Source organism: Okeania sp. SIO2C9 (genome assembly GCF_010672455.1).
Classification (GTDB): domain Bacteria; phylum Cyanobacteriota; class Cyanobacteriia; order Cyanobacteriales; family Microcoleaceae; genus Okeania.
The window spans coordinates 1-20710 of record NZ_JAAHGO010000072.1; the positions used below are offsets into that span (position 1 = coordinate 1).

At 37.6% G+C, this 20710-nt stretch carries 18 protein-coding genes and 1 pseudogene; 8 read left to right on the top strand and 11 right to left on the bottom strand.

The features are described 5' to 3' along the window. Positions 1-312: 312 nt before the first annotated feature. The 5 genes from F6K23_RS32320 to F6K23_RS32340 all read left to right on the top strand — a co-directional run bounded on the left by F6K23_RS32320 (position 313) and on the right by F6K23_RS32340 (position 3829). A complete protein-coding gene (locus tag F6K23_RS32320) occupies positions 313-684 on the top strand; it encodes a hypothetical protein (protein WP_293163805.1) in 372 nt (123 codons plus the stop codon). A gap of 980 nt (positions 685-1664) precedes the next feature. Beyond that, a complete protein-coding gene (locus tag F6K23_RS32325) occupies positions 1665-1997 on the top strand; it encodes a DUF4870 domain-containing protein (RefSeq protein ID WP_293163808.1) in 333 nt (110 codons plus the stop codon). Between the two features lie 414 nt (positions 1998-2411). Next, complete coding sequence (locus F6K23_RS32330; protein ID WP_293163811.1) at positions 2412-2948, top strand: helix-turn-helix domain-containing protein; 537 nt, start codon at positions 2412-2414, stop codon at positions 2946-2948. Positions 2949-3057: 109 nt separating this feature from the next. Next, complete coding sequence (locus tag F6K23_RS32335; protein ID WP_293163814.1) at positions 3058-3273, top strand: hypothetical protein; 216 nt, start codon at positions 3058-3060, stop codon at positions 3271-3273. Continuing rightward, positions 3251-3829, top strand: a complete 579-nt coding sequence (locus tag F6K23_RS32340) for a hypothetical protein (RefSeq protein WP_293163817.1) — start codon at positions 3251-3253, stop codon at positions 3827-3829. The genes F6K23_RS32335 and F6K23_RS32340 overlap by 23 nt, the downstream gene beginning before the upstream one ends. A 489-nt stretch (positions 3830-4318) precedes the next feature. Here the strand turns inward: F6K23_RS32340 and F6K23_RS42355 are convergent, their stop codons facing one another. The 9 genes and pseudogenes from F6K23_RS42355 to infC all read right to left on the bottom strand — a co-directional run bounded on the left by F6K23_RS42355 (position 4319) and on the right by infC (position 14251). After that, a complete protein-coding gene (locus tag F6K23_RS42355) occupies positions 4319-4477 on the bottom strand; it encodes a zinc ribbon domain-containing protein (protein ID WP_367267887.1) in 159 nt (52 codons plus the stop codon). A 159-nt stretch (positions 4478-4636) separates the two neighbouring features. Beyond that, on the bottom strand, positions 4637-4792 hold the full coding sequence (locus F6K23_RS42360; protein WP_367267889.1) for a hypothetical protein: 156 nt from the start codon (positions 4790-4792) through the stop codon (positions 4637-4639). After that, positions 4755-5042: a transposase gene (locus F6K23_RS42365; RefSeq protein ID WP_367267885.1), complete on the bottom strand. Its 288-nt coding sequence runs from the start codon at positions 5040-5042 to the stop codon at positions 4755-4757. Before F6K23_RS42365 ends, F6K23_RS42360 begins: the two co-directional genes overlap by 38 nt. A 269-nt stretch (positions 5043-5311) precedes the next feature. Beyond that, positions 5312-5545, bottom strand: coding sequence for a helix-turn-helix domain-containing protein (locus F6K23_RS42370; protein ID WP_367267886.1), 234 nt, complete (start codon positions 5543-5545; stop codon positions 5312-5314). A gap of 329 nt (positions 5546-5874) precedes the next feature. Further along, entirely contained in the window at positions 5875-6342 is a 468-nt protein-coding gene (locus F6K23_RS32350; RefSeq protein WP_293163820.1) for a Crp/Fnr family transcriptional regulator, read from the bottom strand. Positions 6343-8076: 1734 nt separating this feature from the next. Next, positions 8077-11109 carry a HEAT repeat domain-containing protein gene (locus F6K23_RS32355; RefSeq protein WP_293163823.1) on the bottom strand — a complete coding sequence of 1011 codons (3033 nt, stop codon included), beginning with the start codon at positions 11107-11109 and terminating at the stop codon, positions 8077-8079. Between the two features lie 307 nt (positions 11110-11416). Beyond that, positions 11417-11635: a zinc ribbon domain-containing protein gene (locus F6K23_RS42380; protein WP_367267888.1), complete on the bottom strand. Its 219-nt coding sequence runs from the start codon at positions 11633-11635 to the stop codon at positions 11417-11419. A gap of 102 nt (positions 11636-11737) precedes the next feature. Then, positions 11738-11932 (bottom strand): annotated as a pseudogene (locus tag F6K23_RS42385) (transposase); the annotation flags it as partial. 1788 nt (positions 11933-13720) lie between these two features. Continuing rightward, positions 13721-14251, bottom strand: a complete 531-nt coding sequence (gene infC, locus F6K23_RS32360) for a translation initiation factor IF-3 (RefSeq protein WP_124146363.1) — start codon at positions 14249-14251, stop codon at positions 13721-13723. A gap of 480 nt (positions 14252-14731) precedes the next feature. Here infC and F6K23_RS32365 point away from each other — a divergent pair, with 480 nt between their 5' ends. From F6K23_RS32365 to F6K23_RS32375, 3 genes are all read left to right on the top strand, one after another. Continuing rightward, positions 14732-15682, top strand: a complete 951-nt coding sequence (locus F6K23_RS32365) for an alpha/beta fold hydrolase (protein WP_293163828.1) — start codon at positions 14732-14734, stop codon at positions 15680-15682. Between the two features lie 234 nt (positions 15683-15916). After that, positions 15917-16309, top strand: coding sequence for a DNA-binding protein (locus F6K23_RS32370; RefSeq protein WP_293163831.1), 393 nt, complete (start codon positions 15917-15919; stop codon positions 16307-16309). Between the two features lie 63 nt (positions 16310-16372). Continuing rightward, positions 16373-17455 (top strand): RNA-guided endonuclease TnpB family protein, encoded by a 1083-nt coding sequence (locus F6K23_RS32375; protein ID WP_293163834.1) that lies wholly within the window; start codon positions 16373-16375, stop codon positions 17453-17455. Between the two features lie 478 nt (positions 17456-17933). On the opposite strand, the gene F6K23_RS32380 is transcribed toward F6K23_RS32375, so the two are convergent. Both F6K23_RS32380 and F6K23_RS32385 read right to left on the bottom strand, forming a co-directional pair. After that, a complete protein-coding gene (locus F6K23_RS32380) occupies positions 17934-18491 on the bottom strand; it encodes a DUF411 domain-containing protein (RefSeq protein WP_293163837.1) in 558 nt (185 codons plus the stop codon). Positions 18492-19047: 556 nt separating this feature from the next. Further along, positions 19048-20496: a multicopper oxidase family protein gene (locus F6K23_RS32385; protein ID WP_293163840.1), complete on the bottom strand. Its 1449-nt coding sequence runs from the start codon at positions 20494-20496 to the stop codon at positions 19048-19050. Positions 20497-20710 lie beyond the last annotated feature (214 nt).

Here is a 20710-nt window from a genome sequence, read left to right on the forward strand (position 1 = left end):
TTTGAGGTAATCAATGAGGCTTTTTTCCATATATTTTCATATACTGGCATATTGGCCAATTTACATCAATAAATCTGCTCTTTACTCTATAATTCTACACGCTTAGTGAGAATGAAACAGCCCTGCCCTCCTGGGAGGGGGAGGGGCGAGGGGTGGGTCTCCTGCTCAACAAAATGTAGAAAAGTTTTTGAGAAATGGTATAATTCATCTCTATCAGCAAAATTATTCTCATCCACCTACAGTTATTCAAGAGCAAATAGAAGCTATATAACTTGATTTTTTGATTGAAGATTTACCAAAAATTTTAATTCTATGGAAGTAGGAACTGACCGTATTTATGCCAAGATAAAATCTTGGCGAAATTTCTCCCCCTTAGATGAATCTGAAGTAAAAATTGTAGATATTCACGAAGGAATTGAAAGCACTCTCCTCATTTTACAAAATAAACTGAGAGAAAAACCAGAGGAAAAAACTATTCAAATCATTAAAAATTATGATTCATTACCGAAAGTAGAATTTTATGTTAGTCAGATAAATCAAGTATTTATGAACATTATTTCTAATGCTGTTGATGCTTTAGCAGAAAAGCGAAATAAAAGAAGTAAAAAATCAAACCCTAATTTAAAAATTCAGGAAAATTTACCGAAAAATTGTGGGTATGCGCCTCCCCTTTTAAGGGGATAATAAGCGGTCGTTTGCGCAGCATGACCTAGGATGGGATGGCGAGGTCTCGGAGCCATATCCAATCGACTCCTGTGAAAAAAAATTTTCATGAATTTGTCAATCCTCTCCTTGAAAAGAAGAGGTAATTATTCATTATTCATTTTCATTATTAATTGTTGAACGTAAGTATTCAGCTATTAGCAGTTATACCAATTTGAAAAAAGAATGCTACAAAAAGGTAGACCTTGCTCGAATATTCTTAAAAATAGCTAGTCCAGTTCATTTTAGATAGTTATTTATATTGTTTTTCCCTTTTTTAAAATATTTATCCTTTCTTCCTTCTTTCCTCTTCCTTCTTTCGTACGGAGGTTGCATGCAACGTCCCTACCATTTGTAACAAACATTTATCAAATAGGTATTAGCTCTCAGCAATAAGACACTCCTTTTCAGGACAGAGTTTAAATGAATATAGACTTTAAGGTCTTTTGTAGTAAGATTTAATTTTGACTCAATTAATACAGCTTTGAATGCGTACTAAAAGCAATAGCTGAAGTCCGTAGTTCCTCCGCAGGAGGCTAGCTGAAGTCCGCAGTTCCCACCATAGGAGGTTAGCTGACGGCTGAATGCTTACAATTTACCAGCTATTAAAATTAGTGCAAAAGCTATATCTTCTCAACAAGTAGCAATTATAATTTCGGATAATGGTATAGGTATGACAGAAATAGTTTTTCAGAAAATATTTGACCCAATTTTTAATTGAAATTCCTATCCACTAGAAAACAAAACAAACAACAGAGCTATAATTAGACTTAAGTCAATTTAATAACCACTAAATTACTGGCCTCTGCCTATTATTTTTTGGTTTGAAAAAACAAATATAGGAATATACAGGTAGGTTAGGACATAGATTGATAATGTTCCTAATAAGGGGAAATATTTTTCCCATTGTTCCCTGTTCTCTATTCCCTGCTATATCTAATTTGAATCAGGAGAAATATTTAATGGATGCTGACAAAAGAAAAATTCTATCAGCTTTATCTCATGGAGCAATTTTCTTGAGTACAACTATTGTATCTGTAGGAATACCAATAGCTATTTTACTCTTAACTAATGATTCGGTTGTAAAAAGTAATGCCAAAGAATCTTTAAATTTTCATATTAACATTTATATTTACGCTATTATATTCGGTATATTGATCTGGTTGCTTATTGGTATTCCTTTATTAGTTTTGTTAGCAATTATTAGTTTTGTCATGCCAATTATTGCCATTCTCAATGTGATAAATAATCCTAATAAACCTTATTGTTATCCATTTATTTTTCGTCTATTCTAGTCATAATTTTCGACATTCCCAGCCTAGTGCAGGATGGCAGAAATAAGTGACCAGTAGGAGCAATGCCCTCTTCCTGAGATAGAATACTCATATAGAATCCGTGTAATTAGTTATCGTATTACTGAGGAGTAAGGAGTAAGGAGTAAGGAGTAACGAGTAACGAGTAACGAGTAACGAGTAACGAGTAACGAGTAATATCAAATCCAGTTGAATACTTAATTGTATTGTTGGGGGAGATGGGGAGATGGGGAGATTGAATAATGAACATATACTATATAACCGGATTCTATATCAGAGGTGCGTATGCATCTCCGAGGCCAGCCCCAAAAAGTGACCACTAAAAAAAAGTGATTTATGAAGTAAACTAGAATTTGTGGAAGCCCAATCAATCAGCCCAGTCAACCCCATGAATGAATGCCTATCCCCAAAGCTCAATCCATAATCCTGTCGCCAAGACAGAAAAGCCTACTGCAAGTTCTAGCCAGTCAGACCACCAATTCCTATCGCCTGGTCAGAAGGGTAAAACTCATCCCAGCTGCGGCCTGTGGAACCAACAATACAGCGATCACTGAACAACTACAACTACATCGAAGGCAAGTGAGGCAGTGGCGAAAAAGGTGGTTGGAGGCTTCTGAACAACTTGCAATTGCTGAAACTCAACAGGTGAGCGACAAGAAGTTAAGGAAACTGATAGAAGAGATTCTCAGTGATGCTCCCCGACCAGGAACAACCAAATTTTTCGACCTGGAACAAGTAGTCCAAATCGTAGCAATGGCCTGTGAAGACCCAAAACAATCTCAAAGACCAGTGAGTCATTGGACTCCAAGGGAGCTAGCAGAAGAAGCCATAGATAGAAGGATTGTGGAGAAGATTTCACCCCGCAGTGTGGGGCGTTTTTTAAAAGGAAGCGACTCTACAACCTCATCGTCATCGTTACTGGTTAAACTCTAATCCCTCTGAACCAGTAGCTTTTCGCGACCAGGTTAAATCTATCTGTCAGTTATATCTGTGGGCCCAAGAATTACTCGAAAAAGGAATTCATCTGATTAGTACCGATGAAATGACGAGTATCCAAGCTAATGAGAGAATTTGCCCCACTCAACCAATAGAGCCAGGACGAGTCGAACGCAATGAGTTTGAGTACATTCGCCATGGCACTCAATGTCTACTGGCCAACTGGCATATTGCCAAAGGACAAATCATTACCCCTTCAATTAAGGCCACCCGCACAGAAGTTGATTTTCTGCAACACATTGAACAGACTTATCGATACTAATTCTGATGGAGGATGGATTTTTCTTGTAGATCAACTCAATACTCATAAATCTGAATCATTAGTCCGTCTTGTGGCTCAACGTTGTGGTATTCAGACTGATTTGGGGGTGAAACAGAAATCAGGTATTCTCCAGTCTATGGTAACTCGTGCTGCTTTTTTGTCTGATATAGAATCCGGTTATATAGTATATGTTCATTATTCAATCTCCCCATCTCCCCATTTCCCCATCTCCCCCAACAATACAATTAAGTATTCAACTGGATTTGATATTACTCGTTATATAGAATCCGGTTATATAGTATATGTTCATTATTCAATCTCCCCATCTCCCCATCTCCCCCAACAATACAATTACAGCAGTTTTCTAGTTTATGAGGTACAAAGTTTTATTGCTCTAGGGAACAGGGAACAGGGAACAGGGAACAGGGAATATGAGAATAGCTCTACAAGTGTACCTCACTATCCTCAAAAGTGCTGTAAGTATTTAACCGGATTTGATATTACTCATTACTCATTACTCATTACTCATTACTCATTACTCATTAATCCTCAGTAATACGATAACTAATTACCCGGATTCTATATGACGAGTCTCACCGGATTCGCTTTGTTTATATCCCTAAACATACTTCTTGGCGCTTATCAAATTGAGTGTTGCTTCTCTATTTTGGCCAGGCGTTTACTCCGGCGTAGCAGTTTCTCTTCCACCTCAGACCTCAAGCAGAAGATACTGAATTTTATTGACTATTTCAACTGTACTCTAGCCAGACCTTTGATCTGGAAATTTCAGGGGTTTTCAGAGGATGATTAACCAGATTCAGATTCATGGTCATACTGACTCAAGCATCCAACTCAATGCTCATCATTTTTAGCTTGGCTATTGACAATTTATTTTACGATCGCGTACGCACTTCTGAGTATTCTATCTCAGGAAGAAGGCATTGCTCCTACTGGTCATTTATTTCTGCCATCCTGCACTAGCATCACTGTTAGAGACTTTCTGTTTCTTAGCACCCGCATAAACGAGACTCCCGTCCCAGAAGGTCTAAAGGCGCGCTCCACAGACAAGCCAGCGCCGCCAAAGGGGGTCTCCCCCATGAGCGACTGGCGCTGACACTGCTCCTCCCGCAGCCAAAATATTTACCGAAGCGTTTATGTCCCGGTCATGGTGAGCTGCACAGTCTGGGCAATCCCACTCTCTAATATTTCAAGGTAATTTTTCTACTATATGCCCACAATTAGAGCAACCCGCGCGAACTGGGAAAATATCTATCAATCTTGATTAATTCCCGGCCGTACCATTGGGCCTTATAATCTAATTGCCTGACTAATTCTCCCCAATTGGCATCTGATATTGCTTTAGCTAATTTGTGCTCTCTGGGTGCGCGTTCCGCAAGGGAGCTGGCGTCGTCGCGGGGTCGCACCGCTTTTTGACCATATTCTTTAGTGCTAAATCTTCAACTACAACAGTTTGATTTTCTCTAATTAATTGAGTAGGGGCGCTGATGAGTATAGTCAAGCCTTGAATCCTTAATTTTTGCCTGTATCCTAGCTACTTTCAGCCTAGCCTTTTGATAGTTGTTAGACCCCTTAGTTTTTCTTGTCAGAGACTTCCGCGCTAACCTTAGTTTTTTGTGCAACTTATTTAGAGTTTTAGGGTTAGCTATTTTTTTTCCATCACTGGTACTGGTAGTAACTAAACTGGTAATTGCGCGGGTCAATACCAATTTGTTTCTTTCCTGGCTTAAGCAAAAAATTCCTGGTATCATTGACTCTTAAAGAAACAGACCATCTACCAGAGGGGTCTAGCTTCACTGTAATTGTGCTAGGGACACAATCTTGTGGCAGTTGCCTACTCCATCTAATAGGTAATGGTGATCAACATTTAGCGATCTCAGACTTGACCATCTTTCCACTTAAATGCAGAGTTTACAAACTCTGGACTACCACCATTGCGCTTTTTCTTGAAGTTAGGATATTTGGCACGCCCACTAAAAAAGTTAGTAAAAGCAGCCTGTAGATGTCTTAAACCTTGTTGTCATGGGACACTGCTTACTTGAGTAAGAAAATCTAAATGTTTCTGTTTCTTCCAAGAAGTAAGCACAGCTGAGGTTTGAGCATATCCTACTCGTTCAGTATTCTCATACCAGGCAGTAGTTCTTAGTGCTAAAGCTTTGTTGTAGATGAGGCGTAGACAACCCAAAGTTCTCCTCAACAGATTTTCCTGCGACTGAGTAGGGTAAAACCTAAATTTGTATGCTTTCTCAACCATCTACTGTTTGCTTTTCTACTCTTACAGAGTAACAGATTATTTGTGAAATCGCAACATTGATTGGCATTCATCCCGGCGTTTTCCCGTAGGGGAGAACGCCGGGATGAATGCCAAAATTTAGATAAATTAAGTTTCGCAAAATTTGTAATTAATTTTGCGTACTTTTTACCCTAAATCTCTGTTCCCAGCTCCGATGTTTACTAAAGCATAATCTTTGTATACTTTGAAATAAAGTGCCGAATCTTGGTTTCTAATTGATATCCTACTTTTAAGTATAAGGGATGTTAGTTTTGTCTAAGTAAAACCAATTTACTGAATATTTTGGTGAACTAACGAAACTCGGCTACTTTAGTAGTAGCTATACTATTTTCTCTGGCATTAATTTTTTGATTGAGTTCACGAATACGACGAGACAACAGACGAATAATATTAATAGCAATATCTGGTGTTTCATCAATTGCATCATAAAGTTGCATTTGAGTTAACATCAAACATTCACAAATTTCTAAAGTAGTTACAGAAGCAGAACGAGGTTCAGCATCAAACAAAGACATTTCACCAAAACAAGCTCCTTGTTCTAACCTTGCTAACTCCCGGTCTGCCAAATGAACTCTAACTTTACCAGATACCACAATATAAAGAGACCTTCCCTCTTGCCCTTCAGTAAAAATGCTATGACTACTAGGGAAAGATAGCTCATCCATAACAGAAGCTAAACGTACTAAGAAATCATCTCTTAATTCTCTAAAAATTGGCACAGCTCTAATAAATAAAAGACGCTCTACACTTGTCAGCATAATATTTACACCCTTCCCTTTGATGAATAAACAAATTTAATAATCACGTTTTATTGAGCAAATTTTAATGGTTAATAATGTTCAGATAACATTTGATAGATGACCTTGCATTTCTTTAGTTTACACTATTCCATAATTAAAATTAATCATATCAATAGACTTTTTGTACAAGTAACCTAAAAGGTAAACAGAAGTATTTGAAAAAAAGGGAAAAGAGATTTAATTTTTATACTTGCTGCGACTTATCAGAAGTATCTAGTATATATACAAAATTAATTTACAGCACTTTTCATTTAAGTAGACTACAAAATTATTTTTGCTTAGGGGATAGAGAAAAGGGAATAGCGGTGCGACCCCGCGTCGGCGACAGACGCAAGCAGTTGGAACCCGGCGAAGTCTCCTCGCCATGAGAATCTCGACCAAGAGAGGGAATGCGCACCAACAGAGGCAGTAGAAAAATGCTTTGGCCACTGTAGTCTATCTATGTGAAAACCGCTATAATACCAAATTGATCAATGTTTGCTACAAATAGGACGTTGCATAAGGGCGTCCCTACGAAATAAGCAAGAAGCAAGAAGCAAGAAGCAAGAAGGGATAAATTTTGAAAAAAAAGGGAAAAAGATAGAGATAACCATCTAAAATGAACTAGAGAAACTATTTTTAGGCATATCCGATAGAGATGCACTTTTTATAGCATTCTTTTTTCAAACTGGTATAATACCAAATTGATAAATATTTACTACAAATAAATAGGTTATTTCTTAGGAGTCAACCCACCCCTAACCCCTCCCAGGAAGGCAGGGCTGTTTCATTCTCAAAAAAGGTGTAGAATTATAGAGTAAGGAGCAAATTTAGTTGGTAAAATTGGCCAATATATAGAAATATATGTATGGAAAAAAGCCTCATTGATTACCTGAAAAGTTGTACCTGATTTTCGTGACCCGAAAGGCTGTCGTCACCCATTATGGCTGCTACTGCTGATTATAATTATGGGAATCATAAGTGGTTATTGGGGTTATAGACAGCCCGTGCAGATTTACTGAACGCCATCGTTTGAGTTTGATCAAACTACTAAATATTCCTCAAGCTCGTGTTCCCTCTTATTCAACTATGAGACGGGTAATGGTACACACCGATTACCAAAAATTACAAACTGCTTTTAATGCTAGGGAGTCAACAATACAGAAAATGTATCTCTAGTTATTAGTAGATTATAGGCTAATTACCGAATAATTAATAATTAAATACAGGACTTACCGAAAAATTGTGGTTTAAAGCCTCCCCTTTTAAGGGGATAATAAAGAAAAATTTTCATCTCTTTGTCAATCCTCTTCTTTCAAGGAGAGGTAATTATTCATTATTCATTATTCATTGTTGAAGCAATACCGCTATATATAGCGTATAAATTCGTCATTATTCTAGAGACAATCACTATAATTAGTGCTGTTGCGTAAGTCCTGTAAATAATTAAATAATTAAACAATTCGGCTAATTCCGCCTCCCCTTGAAAGGGGAAAAAAATAAATTTTTTCCTTATTTGTCAATCCTCTCCCTAAAAGGGAGAGGTAATTATCAATTATCCATTAATGAACTCAATACCCAAATCTACTTTAGGGAGAGATTTTGATTTTTTTGAAAATTCTTTTAGTCAAGTAGATTGAGTATTCTTATAGTAGATATACAAACAAATTTGCCTATCTACTTATCCAAATTACGATAACTACCCTGCTATTGTTAACCAATACCAAATTCAACAATCATTTGTTCTACTTGAGCAGCTACCAGAGGATCTGGGTCACTTCTCAAATTAGGTAATAATTCAACCAAAGCGCGTTGAGATGCCATCCGTAAATAAGCTAAAGCCGCCTCCCGCACAAAACCTGTAGGATGACGCAAACAAACTAAAGTTTGCTCTGCAGTTAGACCCCAACGAGCTGCACGAGCCATCTGCAAACAACAAGCCAAAGCCCAATCAGAAAGAAAATGACGTAAATCTAAAAGATGCCGTAAACGTTCGCTAGGAGCCATTAGTTTATAAACCACCATTTCAGACAAACTACTTAACTTTTCCTCATAACTGTTTTGATCCAAAATATCAATCAGCGATCGCTTACAGGAAATATCTACAGTATTATCTAAAATCTCCAAACCACGGGCTATATTTGAACGTGAGTCAGACTTAATATTAAAAGCTGCTGCCTGAATAGCTCCCAATGGATAGAGAAACTTCATTAATAAGAAACACCGTTCTATAGCATCTAACTCCAGGAATTTTAATGCCCGCAGTAACATTTGCGTATAATCAGTAGTCAGTTTTCCATTAACTTGCTCTAGGATAGGAGATAGAGTAGTATTAGAAGTCATATCCACTCCAGACAAATCTACTATACCTGCATAAACCTGCCCCAGAAACATCAACTCTTGCTCAATTAAAATTTCTACTCCGCTACGACCTACCCGTTCAAGTACCCCCTCAATTCCAACTTCCCCTGGCATTGTCAACAATCTTCGCAGAATATTACGGCGTGTCAGACCCCAGTTAGTCATCATTCTGTTTACCAAAGCATCCAGCGCTTCGATTGTACCAATTTCACCAATAGCATTCCAGGCCTGTAATTTTACCAAATCTGACTTATGAGAATCATCTGCCAACTTTACCAACATCGGAATCCCATCATTACCTAACCTCACCAATGCTTGTAATGCAGCTTCCCGAGTTGATTTGTAAGACAAACCTCGCAATAGAGAAGGGTAGTAGCTTTCCAAATGAGTAGCAGCGATCACATCCATGCAATACTTTCGTACTCGTAACGATTCATCCTGTAATAAACTAGGGACATACAATCTTAGTCCTTGCAAATAATCTGCTTCGCCCAAGGCACGAATTCCCATCACTCTTTCTTTTTCTAGTTTGGAAGTAATCATCCTGCGTAAAACATTAGTAGCTTCAGCTTTTTGTCCTCGGTCGCCTCGACGCATAATTAAAGCTGCTGCAGTACCTCTTACCACTGGATCTACTGAAGGTTGTAAATAAGGTCGTATTTGATTAATCTCTGGCTCTGATTCTGTAAGCCAAATATAGCGTAAAGCCAAAGCCAATACTTCTGCTGGTACTGATGTCTGAGCTAGGGAACGTACTTGTTCGAGATAAGTTGGGTTAGGATGATTTAACATTACTTCGAGACTTTGACGTTGTAATTCAGATGACATCATCGGCAAAAGTGGAGCCAGTATTTCTCCTACATTTTTTTTATCTATTTGACTGAGTAGCTCAATGCAGGAACGTTTATCTTCTTCTGCTGTACCTTTTTCCAAAGTTTCTACTACCGAGCGCTTCAATGCCCGCATATCTACATCCAAAACACCAAGTCTTCCTTTACCAGCACTTCTTACTAGCAAGCCTATATATTGGCTTCTAATTAACCATATTACTCCCAACCATACGAAACCAGATATCAGAATTGCTATTACAAATATCAGACCCTGCTGGTCTTGAAACCCACTTTGACTAGGATTTAATGTTAATCTGCATAACCAGAGAATTGCTAGTATGATTAATCCACTCAAGCCTGTAGAAAATGGTTCTGCCACCCCATTTACCATTGTTTGAACATCACTGCGAATATTTTCAGGCAGAGGTTGGAATAAAACAGGTCCAGTAGTTTCAATTAATGTATAGTGTAGTAACTCATCTAAAAATCTCAAAATTACTAATCCGATAAATACTGAAAATAATCCTGTTATTGCACCTGTAAAAGAAAATAAGCCTAAAGCTATTGCCCCTAGTGGTAGTATCATCGCTGTACCAAAAACTCCAATTCTTTCTACTAAACGACTAGAGGCAAACCATTGAGTTGCTACTTGGCAGGTACTCAAAACTCCCTCAAACAAGCCTAAGAAAGTTGCTATTTGACTTGCTCCATCAGTAGCTTGGTTTTGTAGTTCTAGTTGATAAAAGAATTGAAAGTCTATTAATACATAGAGAACTTCTGCGATGACGAAGAATATGATTAATGGCAGTATATAACCTTGTAGAGGTCCTTTTATTTTTCGAGTAGAAAATTCTTGTTCGTCTTCTTCTGGTATCCAACGGCTAGAGTCAGGAAAAGATTGTTGATATTTTTCTGACAAAAATAACAGTATTCCTGAGCCACATACTATCATTAATCCAGATATTATTGTAACATTACTCAGTCCAACAAAGTATAGTATTAAAGGTAGAGAAAATCCACTAATTACTCCTGCTACTAAAAAACCACTACTAATTATTGGATATGTTCGCTTAATTTCTCTGATGTTAAATAACTGATTAGCTGTGATTGAGGTATTCAGATCGTTGAGCAAATAACAAGCTTCTACCCACAACCACATCATAAAGGTAGTAAGAAAAGCTAAACTCAGACCAGCTATCTGTACATTTTCGATACCAATACCAAACCGAAATAAAAACAAAGGTGCTGCCATTAGTAATAGAATAACTACTATTACTCGACGCAGAGCCATGATTTTTTGTAGCCAAGAATAGACAAAACCCAGACCTGAACCTATAACAGCACTGGCAATATATATCCATGGTAGTTTGTCAGCACCATACTGGTCTAAAAATAAACTAACTGTACTTAGTTCTAACCAAATTAATCCGACAGAAGTAAGAGTATATACCGCAAACATTAGTAAGGTTCGCTCTACTTCCTCAGAACGGAGATTGAGGGATATTAGTAGTTTATCTCCTAATCCTGTGTAATTTTTCAAACTTCTCTGTTCCATGAATTTGCTGAATTTGAACTTAAATGTATACTTAACAAAGTATACTTCTTGCCCAACTGATTAACGTCTTATGCCTCCACAAGCAGGCAAGATGATACCCACCTCGTTTAATGCTTTATTTAATATCAGGACTTACGCAAATTGACTGTTAAACCACTATATGTAGGGGTAAATGGTATTCGCTATCGCTATATGTAGAGTCTCTGCGTAAGTCCTGTAATATGTTAATTGCTGCATTCTCATCTCTATCTAAAACTGTTTTATACCAAATTCAAAAAAGGTCGCTACAGTATTAATCTCAAAACTCCTACCAACAGAATAAAGCACTGTAACAGTATTTTTTGAAAATGGTATTACATTTAGGACAACAGTGAGTTCTAACTGATAAAGTTTTAGGTACTTTCTGACCACAATTACTACAATTTTGAGAGGTATGATTGGGGTTGACTTTAATTACATGAACACTGCGTTTTACCAGCACTGCATTCAATTTTTCAATAAAAGCACCCCAAGCTACATCATAAATTGATTTTCAGAGTTTCGTGTTTCTAGCTAAACCTTTAATCTTTAAGTTTGCCTTCGGCAGGCCACTCCGCGTCTACAACGGCAATTAAGTCATTTTCTTTAACTAATTTATGAGCAGTTTTTCATAGAAATCTTCTCTTTGTCTGGCAATATGTTGATCTAATCTAGCTATTCTATTCTGTGCCTTTTTCCAGTTATTTGACCCAATTTCTTTTCTAGATACAATTCTATGCTTTCTTGCTAAATTAGATTGAGATTTTCTATAAAAATTCGGCACATAGACAGTCTCACCAGTATTAGTAGTAAAAAATTCGGCGTTGGTGAATCAAGCTATGAAAGCTAAATTTATAAAGTATAAAATGCTTTTTAATTAGTAGAGTTGTTGGGAAATAAAAATTCAAAAGCCTCAAAAGCTTACTATATAAGATTTTCAGGATTGGAGGGTAAAAAAACACTATAAACGTTGACTAATAAGGGTTTTAGCCATTTTTTTAGCTTAATTCCCAACAACTCTAGTATTTAGGCGATCGCCATTTAAAAAAATCATAGCCACGCATCACCAACGCAAAAAATTCTTTTAAGCCTAAATCAATACCTAAAGCAGTCTTAATATTATTAAAATCATTGGGTCGCGCAACCCCGCCTTTTAAGGCGATCGGGTTTTTGGAGGTTTGCTCAAATCCCCTACTTCCCCTCCTGGGAGGGGTTAGGGGTGGGTTAACTTCTAACTTCTAACTTCTGACTTCTGACTTCTGACGCGCGTTAACTGTAGGAATTAAACCCACCCCTTCAGTTCCCCTCCCTGGAGGGGTTAGGGGAGGGTTATCTTCCAAGCTAAAACTCACATAATAACCATCAGCTTCTTGAGTGCGTCTTACATTCTGGGGAAACCCCAGAATTACGCACTCGCTTTTTTAGTTATAGTTGCAGTTTTAATTGTAAATCCTTCTGGTATTGGTCTATGAACTATTACAGGAATAGTACCAAACCTCGTAGTAATTATTTGTTTTCCATCAAATTTAATTACTGATGAGCGGATGATTAACTCTACTAAAACACAATGGCCTTAAAGACCCTGATTTTTTAAATCTTGGTCTCCTCCACATTTACTAGTTTGATCGGGTATTAGCCAAGGTTTCCAAGCTCGATCTAGTCTTTGTAAGTTAATTTGTTGAACTTCTTATGGAGATTTCTTCGTAGTCGGGAAATAAGTTTTTTGTTTGTTTAAGTGCTGATTGCTGAAAATAATAATCTGGTCTACTAGGAATCTCACCCATAGGTCATGGCACTATCGAACAACGGTTATTTGACACCTGGTTTGGTTAAACCACTCCAAGGGTTGACCAAGAGCATAATTCCAATGCCTTTGTCATAGTTATAGCCAATAATCAATTTTGACTGACTGTTCACAAGTGGGCTTAATTTTGTAGCAATAAGTCATGATCATAATTTTCCTACTACTCTTTAGTGCTATATTTGAACAGCAATTTACACCTTTGACATCTCCAGGGGTTGAAACACCCTGGATTCTGTGGTTAGTCCACCACAAATAGGACGGGGCGAATAAATGTGCGGAAGTAAATTCCGCACGCAGCCCCTCATAAATCCACATTTGCTTAAAGCCTGAAGGGCAGACTCCTAAACCCCTCGGCATAGACTATACTCTAGCTGTGAGCTTACTTTTTTTTTGTAGCTTTCACGAGTGGTTTTACTCGCACTGGTTGGACCAATCTTCTCGCTGCTCTAGCTGCCTACTTGCTTTTCCTGGGTCATGCTGCGCAAACAGCCGTCGTAGGAAGCATCTTCCCCGTCTCCTGTCCGCCGGAATTTCACCGCAAAGCGCGGTCATGTCATGGCGACAAACCTTATTCTTACTCACTATTTCTAGTGTAGCAGAATTTTTCTCCGGGTTAAAACCCGCGTGTCGTTATTCATCCAGCCGTTAAAACAGGCGCTGCATACTTCCTCCCGTCATTTTTTATGTTTAATTTACCAGAGGCTATTCACCTCCCGTTATAATCTGCGATTTAACGGGAGACCCCTTGGCAAATAAAGTTGGAGTTATCAATGTCATAACTATCCCACTTTACTTTTTAGGAGATAACAACATCATCATACTGCGTCCCTCTCTCTTGGGAGCTTGTTGAACCTCTGCTAAATCTTTTAGATCTTCTTTCATCCGCATCAATAATGCTTCTGCAAGATTACTGTGCTGTATTTCCCGGCCTCGGAACATAATAGTGGCCTTAACCTTATCACCTGATTCGAGAAAACGCTTTGCATGAGATAAGCGAACATTATAGTCATGCTCCTCAATTTTATAGCGCATCTTTACTTCCTTAACTTCTGCGTTATGTTGCTTCTTTTTGGCCTCTTGTGCTTTCTTTTTCTGCTCAAACACATACTTCCCATGATCCATTATTCTACAAACCGGTGGGTCAGCTTTATCACTGACCATAACCAGGTCTAGTTCTTTTTCTCTGGCCATTTGCAACGCTTCTTCTGTATCCATGATTCCCAACTGAGAGCCATCTGCATCAATGGCTCTGATTTTAGGAACTCGAATATTATTGTTAACTTGAGGGAGATTACGATTATTTCTTTTTTCGATTGGCATTAATTGGTATATTTAAAACGATTGTTTAGAGGGACATTTATAGTAAATCAGGCTAAACTTTTTAGATTAATAGATCTTTTTTTTGATGCTCTCCCTAGTTGAAGCGCCGGAGATTTTTATTTTAAAGGGTTTTTACACTTCCCAACTATTTTCGGTAAAGCATCAAGACTTAGTATTTTACATTTTGCCTGTTTCTAACCTCATATCATATAGATTTGAGAATTTAATGTTACATATTAGTTTATAGAGAGAGTTAAACAGAATGTTTGCTAATTTAGCAATATCTATTGAAATTGAATTTTAATTTGGTAATTTTGTTTTTAACATAAATAGTCTAGCTTATAGACAATAATGATATCACGAATGAAGGCTTTTATGCAAGTTTATTAGTTTGACATAGATAGATAATTAATCATGCTGGCACTAAAGTAATGTGTCTGGCACTTTGCAAATCTTAATATTTGGGAATTATTTAAGTATATGGTGGGCAATACTACTAGCAACTGGCAAAAAAAAATAGGTAGTCAAAGAGACTGGGTATGGCGAGGATGGCAAATTCGTTATACTTATGTTCGATGCCAAAATAACCACGAAACTTTAGAAGGCCATAACTTAGAAAACCCACCTATTTTACTGCTACATGGTTTTGGAGCATCAATAGGCCATTGGCAACATAATATAAATGCACTCAGCCAAAAACATACAGTTTATGCACTAGATTTAGTAGGTTTTGGTGCTTCTGAAAAAGCGATCGCCAACTACGACGTTAGTTTTTGGGTAGAGCAGGTGTATGAATTTTGGCAGACTTTCATTCAAGTACCAGTAATATTAGTTGGTAATTCTATTGGTTCATTAGTTTCTCTAGTAGCGACTGCAACCTATCCAGATATAGTTGCATTGCTGATTATGATTAGTTTACCCGATCCGGCAGCTCAGGCCGAAGTAATGCCCGCTTGGTTATTACCCACTGTTGAGTTTATTCAAAATATTGTTGCGTCTCCGGTGTTATTGAGAGCTGTGTTTTCTGTGGTTCGTAGACCTTCAGTTATTCGTCGTTGGGTCAAAATTGCCTATAGTAATCCCGACCGGATTACAGAAGAACTTGTAGATATATTAGCAGAACCGCCAAACGATCGCGGTGCCACCCGTGCTTTTTGTATTTTATTTAAGATTATGGGTAGTACAAAGTTAGGTCCTAGTGTGAAAGCTTTACTTCCTACTCTGGAAACTCCCATATTATTGATTTGGGGTAAGCAAGATTTATTAGTTCCTGCTAAATTTGCTAATCCCAGCCAGTTTGTTCAGCTTAACCCCCGTTTAAAATTAGAAGAAATTGATAATGCTGGCCATTGTCCCCATGATGAATGTCCCGAAATAGTTAATGATTTAATTCTTAATTGGATTGCTCAACAAAAGCAGCAATATACATAAGCTGGAAAATAATAATACAAATTTATTTTGCAATTATAGTGATCGCCGAATGAGCGATCGGAAGTTTAAGAAAATTACAGCACTTTTGAGGAAGTGTGAGGTACAGTTATAAGACTATTCATTCCTATATTCCGAACAATATTTCATACCATTATTTATGAATAATACTCCTACTGAAATGATGAGCGAACTTTGATGTTATACTATTGCGAATATCAAAATAGTTAAAAAACCATGTTTGTTGGTACTACTGAAGCAGCTTCTCTATTAAGTATTTCTGCTCAAAGAGTCCGAGTTTTGCTCCAAGAAGGTCGAATTCAAGGAGCTAGAAAGATTAATGGTCGCATTTGGGTGATTCCTTTATATAAGGGAATTCCTAGAATTTCAGGTAGAAGTCGTGGTCCAAAACCTCGTTGGCGTTCCTGTAAACACTGTGGCAAGAATACAATTCATTTCAATCGCCCCAATATAGGCATCAATAAAAATAATAAGAATACCGAACTTCATGTAGTTTCTGCCAAACGAGGTTCTGAAAATTTAGCAAAAGGTCACGAAATAGATATTCACGGTCCTTGTCGGATTGTTTATCGACCAGAAAAACCTCATTCTTGTGGAGCATTGACTTAATCAAAGAATAACGATATAATACGTTAAGAAACATACTTTTATACACACTGCACTCACTTATAAATGAAATCCATTAGAACAAAGCTGAAACTTAATAATAAACAGAAAACTCTGATGGCTCAACACGCAGGCTATTCGCGCTGGTGTTACAACTGGGGTTTAAGTCTGTGGAATGCTGCATATATTGATGGTTATAAGCCAAACGCCCGTAAGCTTAGAGAGGTTTTTACCAATCACACAAAACCACTTTATCCTTGGATGAAAAACTTGTCATCTAAAGTTTATCAATATGCTTTTATTAACTTGGGTGAAGCATTTAAAAGGTTTTTTCAAGGATTGGGTAAACGCCCACGGTTTAAGAAGAAAGGTAAGTCTGATTCATTCACAATTGATAATTGTGGCAAACCCATAGAATTAAATGGGTGGAATCACAAGTTACCTTTTATTGGCATAGTCAATACTTATGAACCAATTGAGGCAACAACTAAAAAAATAACTATTAGTAGACAAGCTGGCGATTGGTATTTAAGTTGCAGCTATGAATTTACTCCGACTTCAACTCCAAAAACTACTGAAGTTGTAGGTGTAGATTTAGGCATTAAGACATTAGCAACTTTAAGTGATGGAAAAGTCTTTGAAAGTGTAAAGTCATACCGTAAGTTGGAAGCAAAGCTTTCGAGACTACAATACCTTAACCGCAATAAAAATATTGGTTCAGCTAACAGTCGGGCAGCACAACTGAAGATAGCTAGGCTCCATAGGCGAGTAGCAAACATCCGTAAAGACGCACTTCATAAACTGACAACATACTTAGCCAAGAACCACGGCAGTGTTGTCATAGAAGATTTGAACGTCAGCGGTATGTTAGCCAATCATAAATTGGCGAAATCAATAGCCGACCAAGGATTTTATGAATTTAGGCGGCAGCTTAAATATAAATGCCAATGGTACGGCTGTGATTTAGTAGTAGTAGATAGATTTTTTCCATCGTCAAAGACTTGCTCAGACTGCGGTCACGTTCAAGATATGCCATTAAGTCTGAGAACTTATGATTGCCCAGATTGTGGGTTGTCAATAGATAGAGATTTAAACGCCAGTATAAATTTAAGAAATGCGGTCGGCTTGACCGTCAATGCCTGTGGATGAGTAACCGCCGACGGCCTCAGTAGAAGCAGGAAATAAACATTAAAATGTCACTAATTATGACGTTTTATATCGGTTTTATGAAGCAGCTACTGTCTGGATTGAGACTTTGGCAACGGCGACAGTTTATAATTTTGACGGGAAGGTGAAACTGGTGGATAGCAGATGGATTTGGGAATGGGAAGAAGAAGAAATCTGGGAAATTAATAAGACAAATATTGATGAGTTGATAAAAGCATTCTAGTAAAAAAGTTAGTTTGAATCAGAGCTATCAGGCTCCTCACTTTTTCTTTCTTTGGCAAAGTCGGCAGTGCCAGCAAATTTGCTTTGCTTCTTAGGAAATCCCAATATAAGGGGTAAACCGACGACTAAATTCATAACGTAAACACATTTCTAATTCAATGATGTAAAAAAGAATGTAGAGACGTTCCATGAAACCTCCCTACAAATTGATTGGTTCTAAATTGATCTATTAAGAATTCTAGAATTTATAGGAATTAAAAACTTGAGTCTGACCGTCTTTTTGGAAGGCAAAAACATTAAAAGATTCTTTACGATCGCCCATTTCCATACCAGGGGTGCCAATAGGCATTCCGGGAACGCTAATTCCGGCAATATTTGGTTTCTTTGCTATTAAATTTTTTACGTCTGCTACTGGGGTATGACCTTCTACAAGATAACCAGCAATTTCGCTTGTATGACAAGAAGCCAAATTTGAGGGTAGATTATATTTTTGCCGAATAGTTTGAATTTCTGACTCTGGTTTAACAATATCAGTGACTTGAAAACCGTTTTGCTTGATATGTTCCACCCACCCCTTACAGCATCCACAAGTGGGAGTGCGGTAGACAGTAATATTAAGTGCTTGTGATGCTACGTCTGTTGTGGATAAATCAGAGTTATCAACAGTCTGAGCTGTTTTATTCAGGGTGGAATTCTCGGGTAAACCAATAAAAGTAAAATATGCAGTACCCAAAACTCCGGCAACTGCCACACCAGCAACTAAAGACTGTATCCAATTAGAGAAAAATTTTTTCATTACTATTGCCTCAAATAATCTATAAGTGCTTTTTTTGATTATATAGCAGAAGAAAGAAGGAAGAAGGAAGAAGGAAGAAGGAAAAGTATTACGTTGTCTGAGTTTTAGAGCTTCTCTATCTGTCCGCACCCTTTGCTTCAACTGCTATAAACCTTACTACTTAGGGCTTGCTGATTAAATCTTAAAGCAATGATCAATAAAGGTTTTAGCCTTTTTAGAATCGAAAAAAGTGCGCCTATTTTAATCCTAATATCATGTCCGCTGGTATCGTTTGTGTAAAACTAAGGGTGAATATCTACAGGAAATTTAGGTTTTTTCAAGCTTTTAAGCCTTCTTCCCTCTTCCCTCTTCCTTCTTCCTTCTTCCTTACTTCACTATACAATACCGATGCTACCGGACATGATATAAACCCTCAAAAAGTGAGAATGCGTGGGGTCAGGGGGGCAGAAAAATCTCCTGAACAATTATTCCTCCTACTTTCTGTGTTTTTCCACCCTCCCCACACTCCCCACACTTCCCACACTCCCCACCCTTTGCTTTTTTCAGCAAACCCTACTTAAGCCTGAATTTCTAGATTACCCATCATTCCCAAATCTTCATGGTCAAGAATATGACAATGATAAACAGTCTTTCCAGGAAAATCTCGGAAAGGCATTCTAATCAGGACTTTCTCTCCCGGTTTCACCAATACTACATCCTTCCACGCGAGATAGGGTTCTGGTTTCCCATTCCGACTCACAACTTGAAAAGCATTGCCATGGACATGAAAGGGATGATCCATGATACCTGTGTTAATTAATTCCCAGTCTTCAACTGTATTAAGCTGAACTTGAGTATCAATTCTGTCTAGCTGATATGGCTGACCATTAAATAGAAATGCCATTCCTTGACCGGGTATCATGCCATGGTTCATCTGAAAACGACGTATCTTTTGAGCTTCTGGCAATGCTTCTACTGGTATGAGTTTTTTTGGTAATGGCACAGCAGCAACCTTGCTATCATAACTCACGGTTGCTAAGACTTGTGGTTGATTTTCAGGGGCATTTATCCCCATCATGCCTCTTCCCATCATACCCATACCTACTCGTTGATAGGGTAAATTCAACAAGCGATATTTTCCGGGTTCTCGGTTGGCTTGGATTAAGATATCTGCTCTTTCTCCAGGAGTTAATAACAGTTCTGAGATTTCTATGGGTTCAGTTAATGCTCCTCCATCAGTGGCAATTAAATAAAATGGGTGTTCTTCTAGAGACAACCGATAAAACCGGGAAGTGGAAGCATTGAGAATTCGTAACCGTAATAAACCTTGAGGTGGAATTGTCAAGTTAGGATTAGACTGACCGTTGACGGTAATTAAATCTCCCTCTCTTCCGGTCATAATTGAAAGTTCCTGGGATGGCAGTAAATTTCCTTGTCGGTCTAGAGCAAAGTCTTGCAATACTAAAAATTTTTCCTCAGCCGCCTTAACTTCTGGAATTTCATCCAACTCTCCCCGAACAATAAATAATCCTGCCAAACCACCAAAAAGTTGTTCTGCTGTCAGACCATGGAAATGAGGATGATACCAGAACAGACCAGCAGGGTGATTTTGAGGAATTTGGAATTGATATGTCAGGCGATCACCTGGTGCTATTTTCAGAAATACGTTATCGGCGTTTCCGGTGATGGGAATATGTAGTCCGTGATAATGGATGTTTGTAGGTTGGGGTAATTTGTTGGTAAAATTAATCCTAATTGTATCTCCTGGTTTTGCTTCTAATCTCGGTCCGGGAATTTTTCCGTTATAGTTTAATACATAAGCTTGTTTATTTCCTAGATTTATTTGATTAATACTGGTTATTAAATTTACTTCTAAAATTCCATCTTGGCTTTGGTTAATTTTATGTTGGGATGAAAATGTTTGGAACTTTTCTTGAGTATTACCGTTGCTACATTGAGCGATTAAAACAGCAATAGCACTACTAGAACTTAAGCTTAAAAATCTTCGACGATTAATTTGTTTCATAAATGTCCTAACCAATTTTTGTAGTGCTATAAATATTAGTATAGCTTTTATCTAAAATTAAAAGCCAATTAAAAGCAATTGCTGACGGCTGATTGCTTACAACAAATCAGATAAATTACCGAATAATTAAGGTTTAATATCATGTTCGGATAATCAGTTATAAAAAATATTATGCCTTCTAACCTTGTTCTTTCCCTTCTGCCTTCGGTCCGCA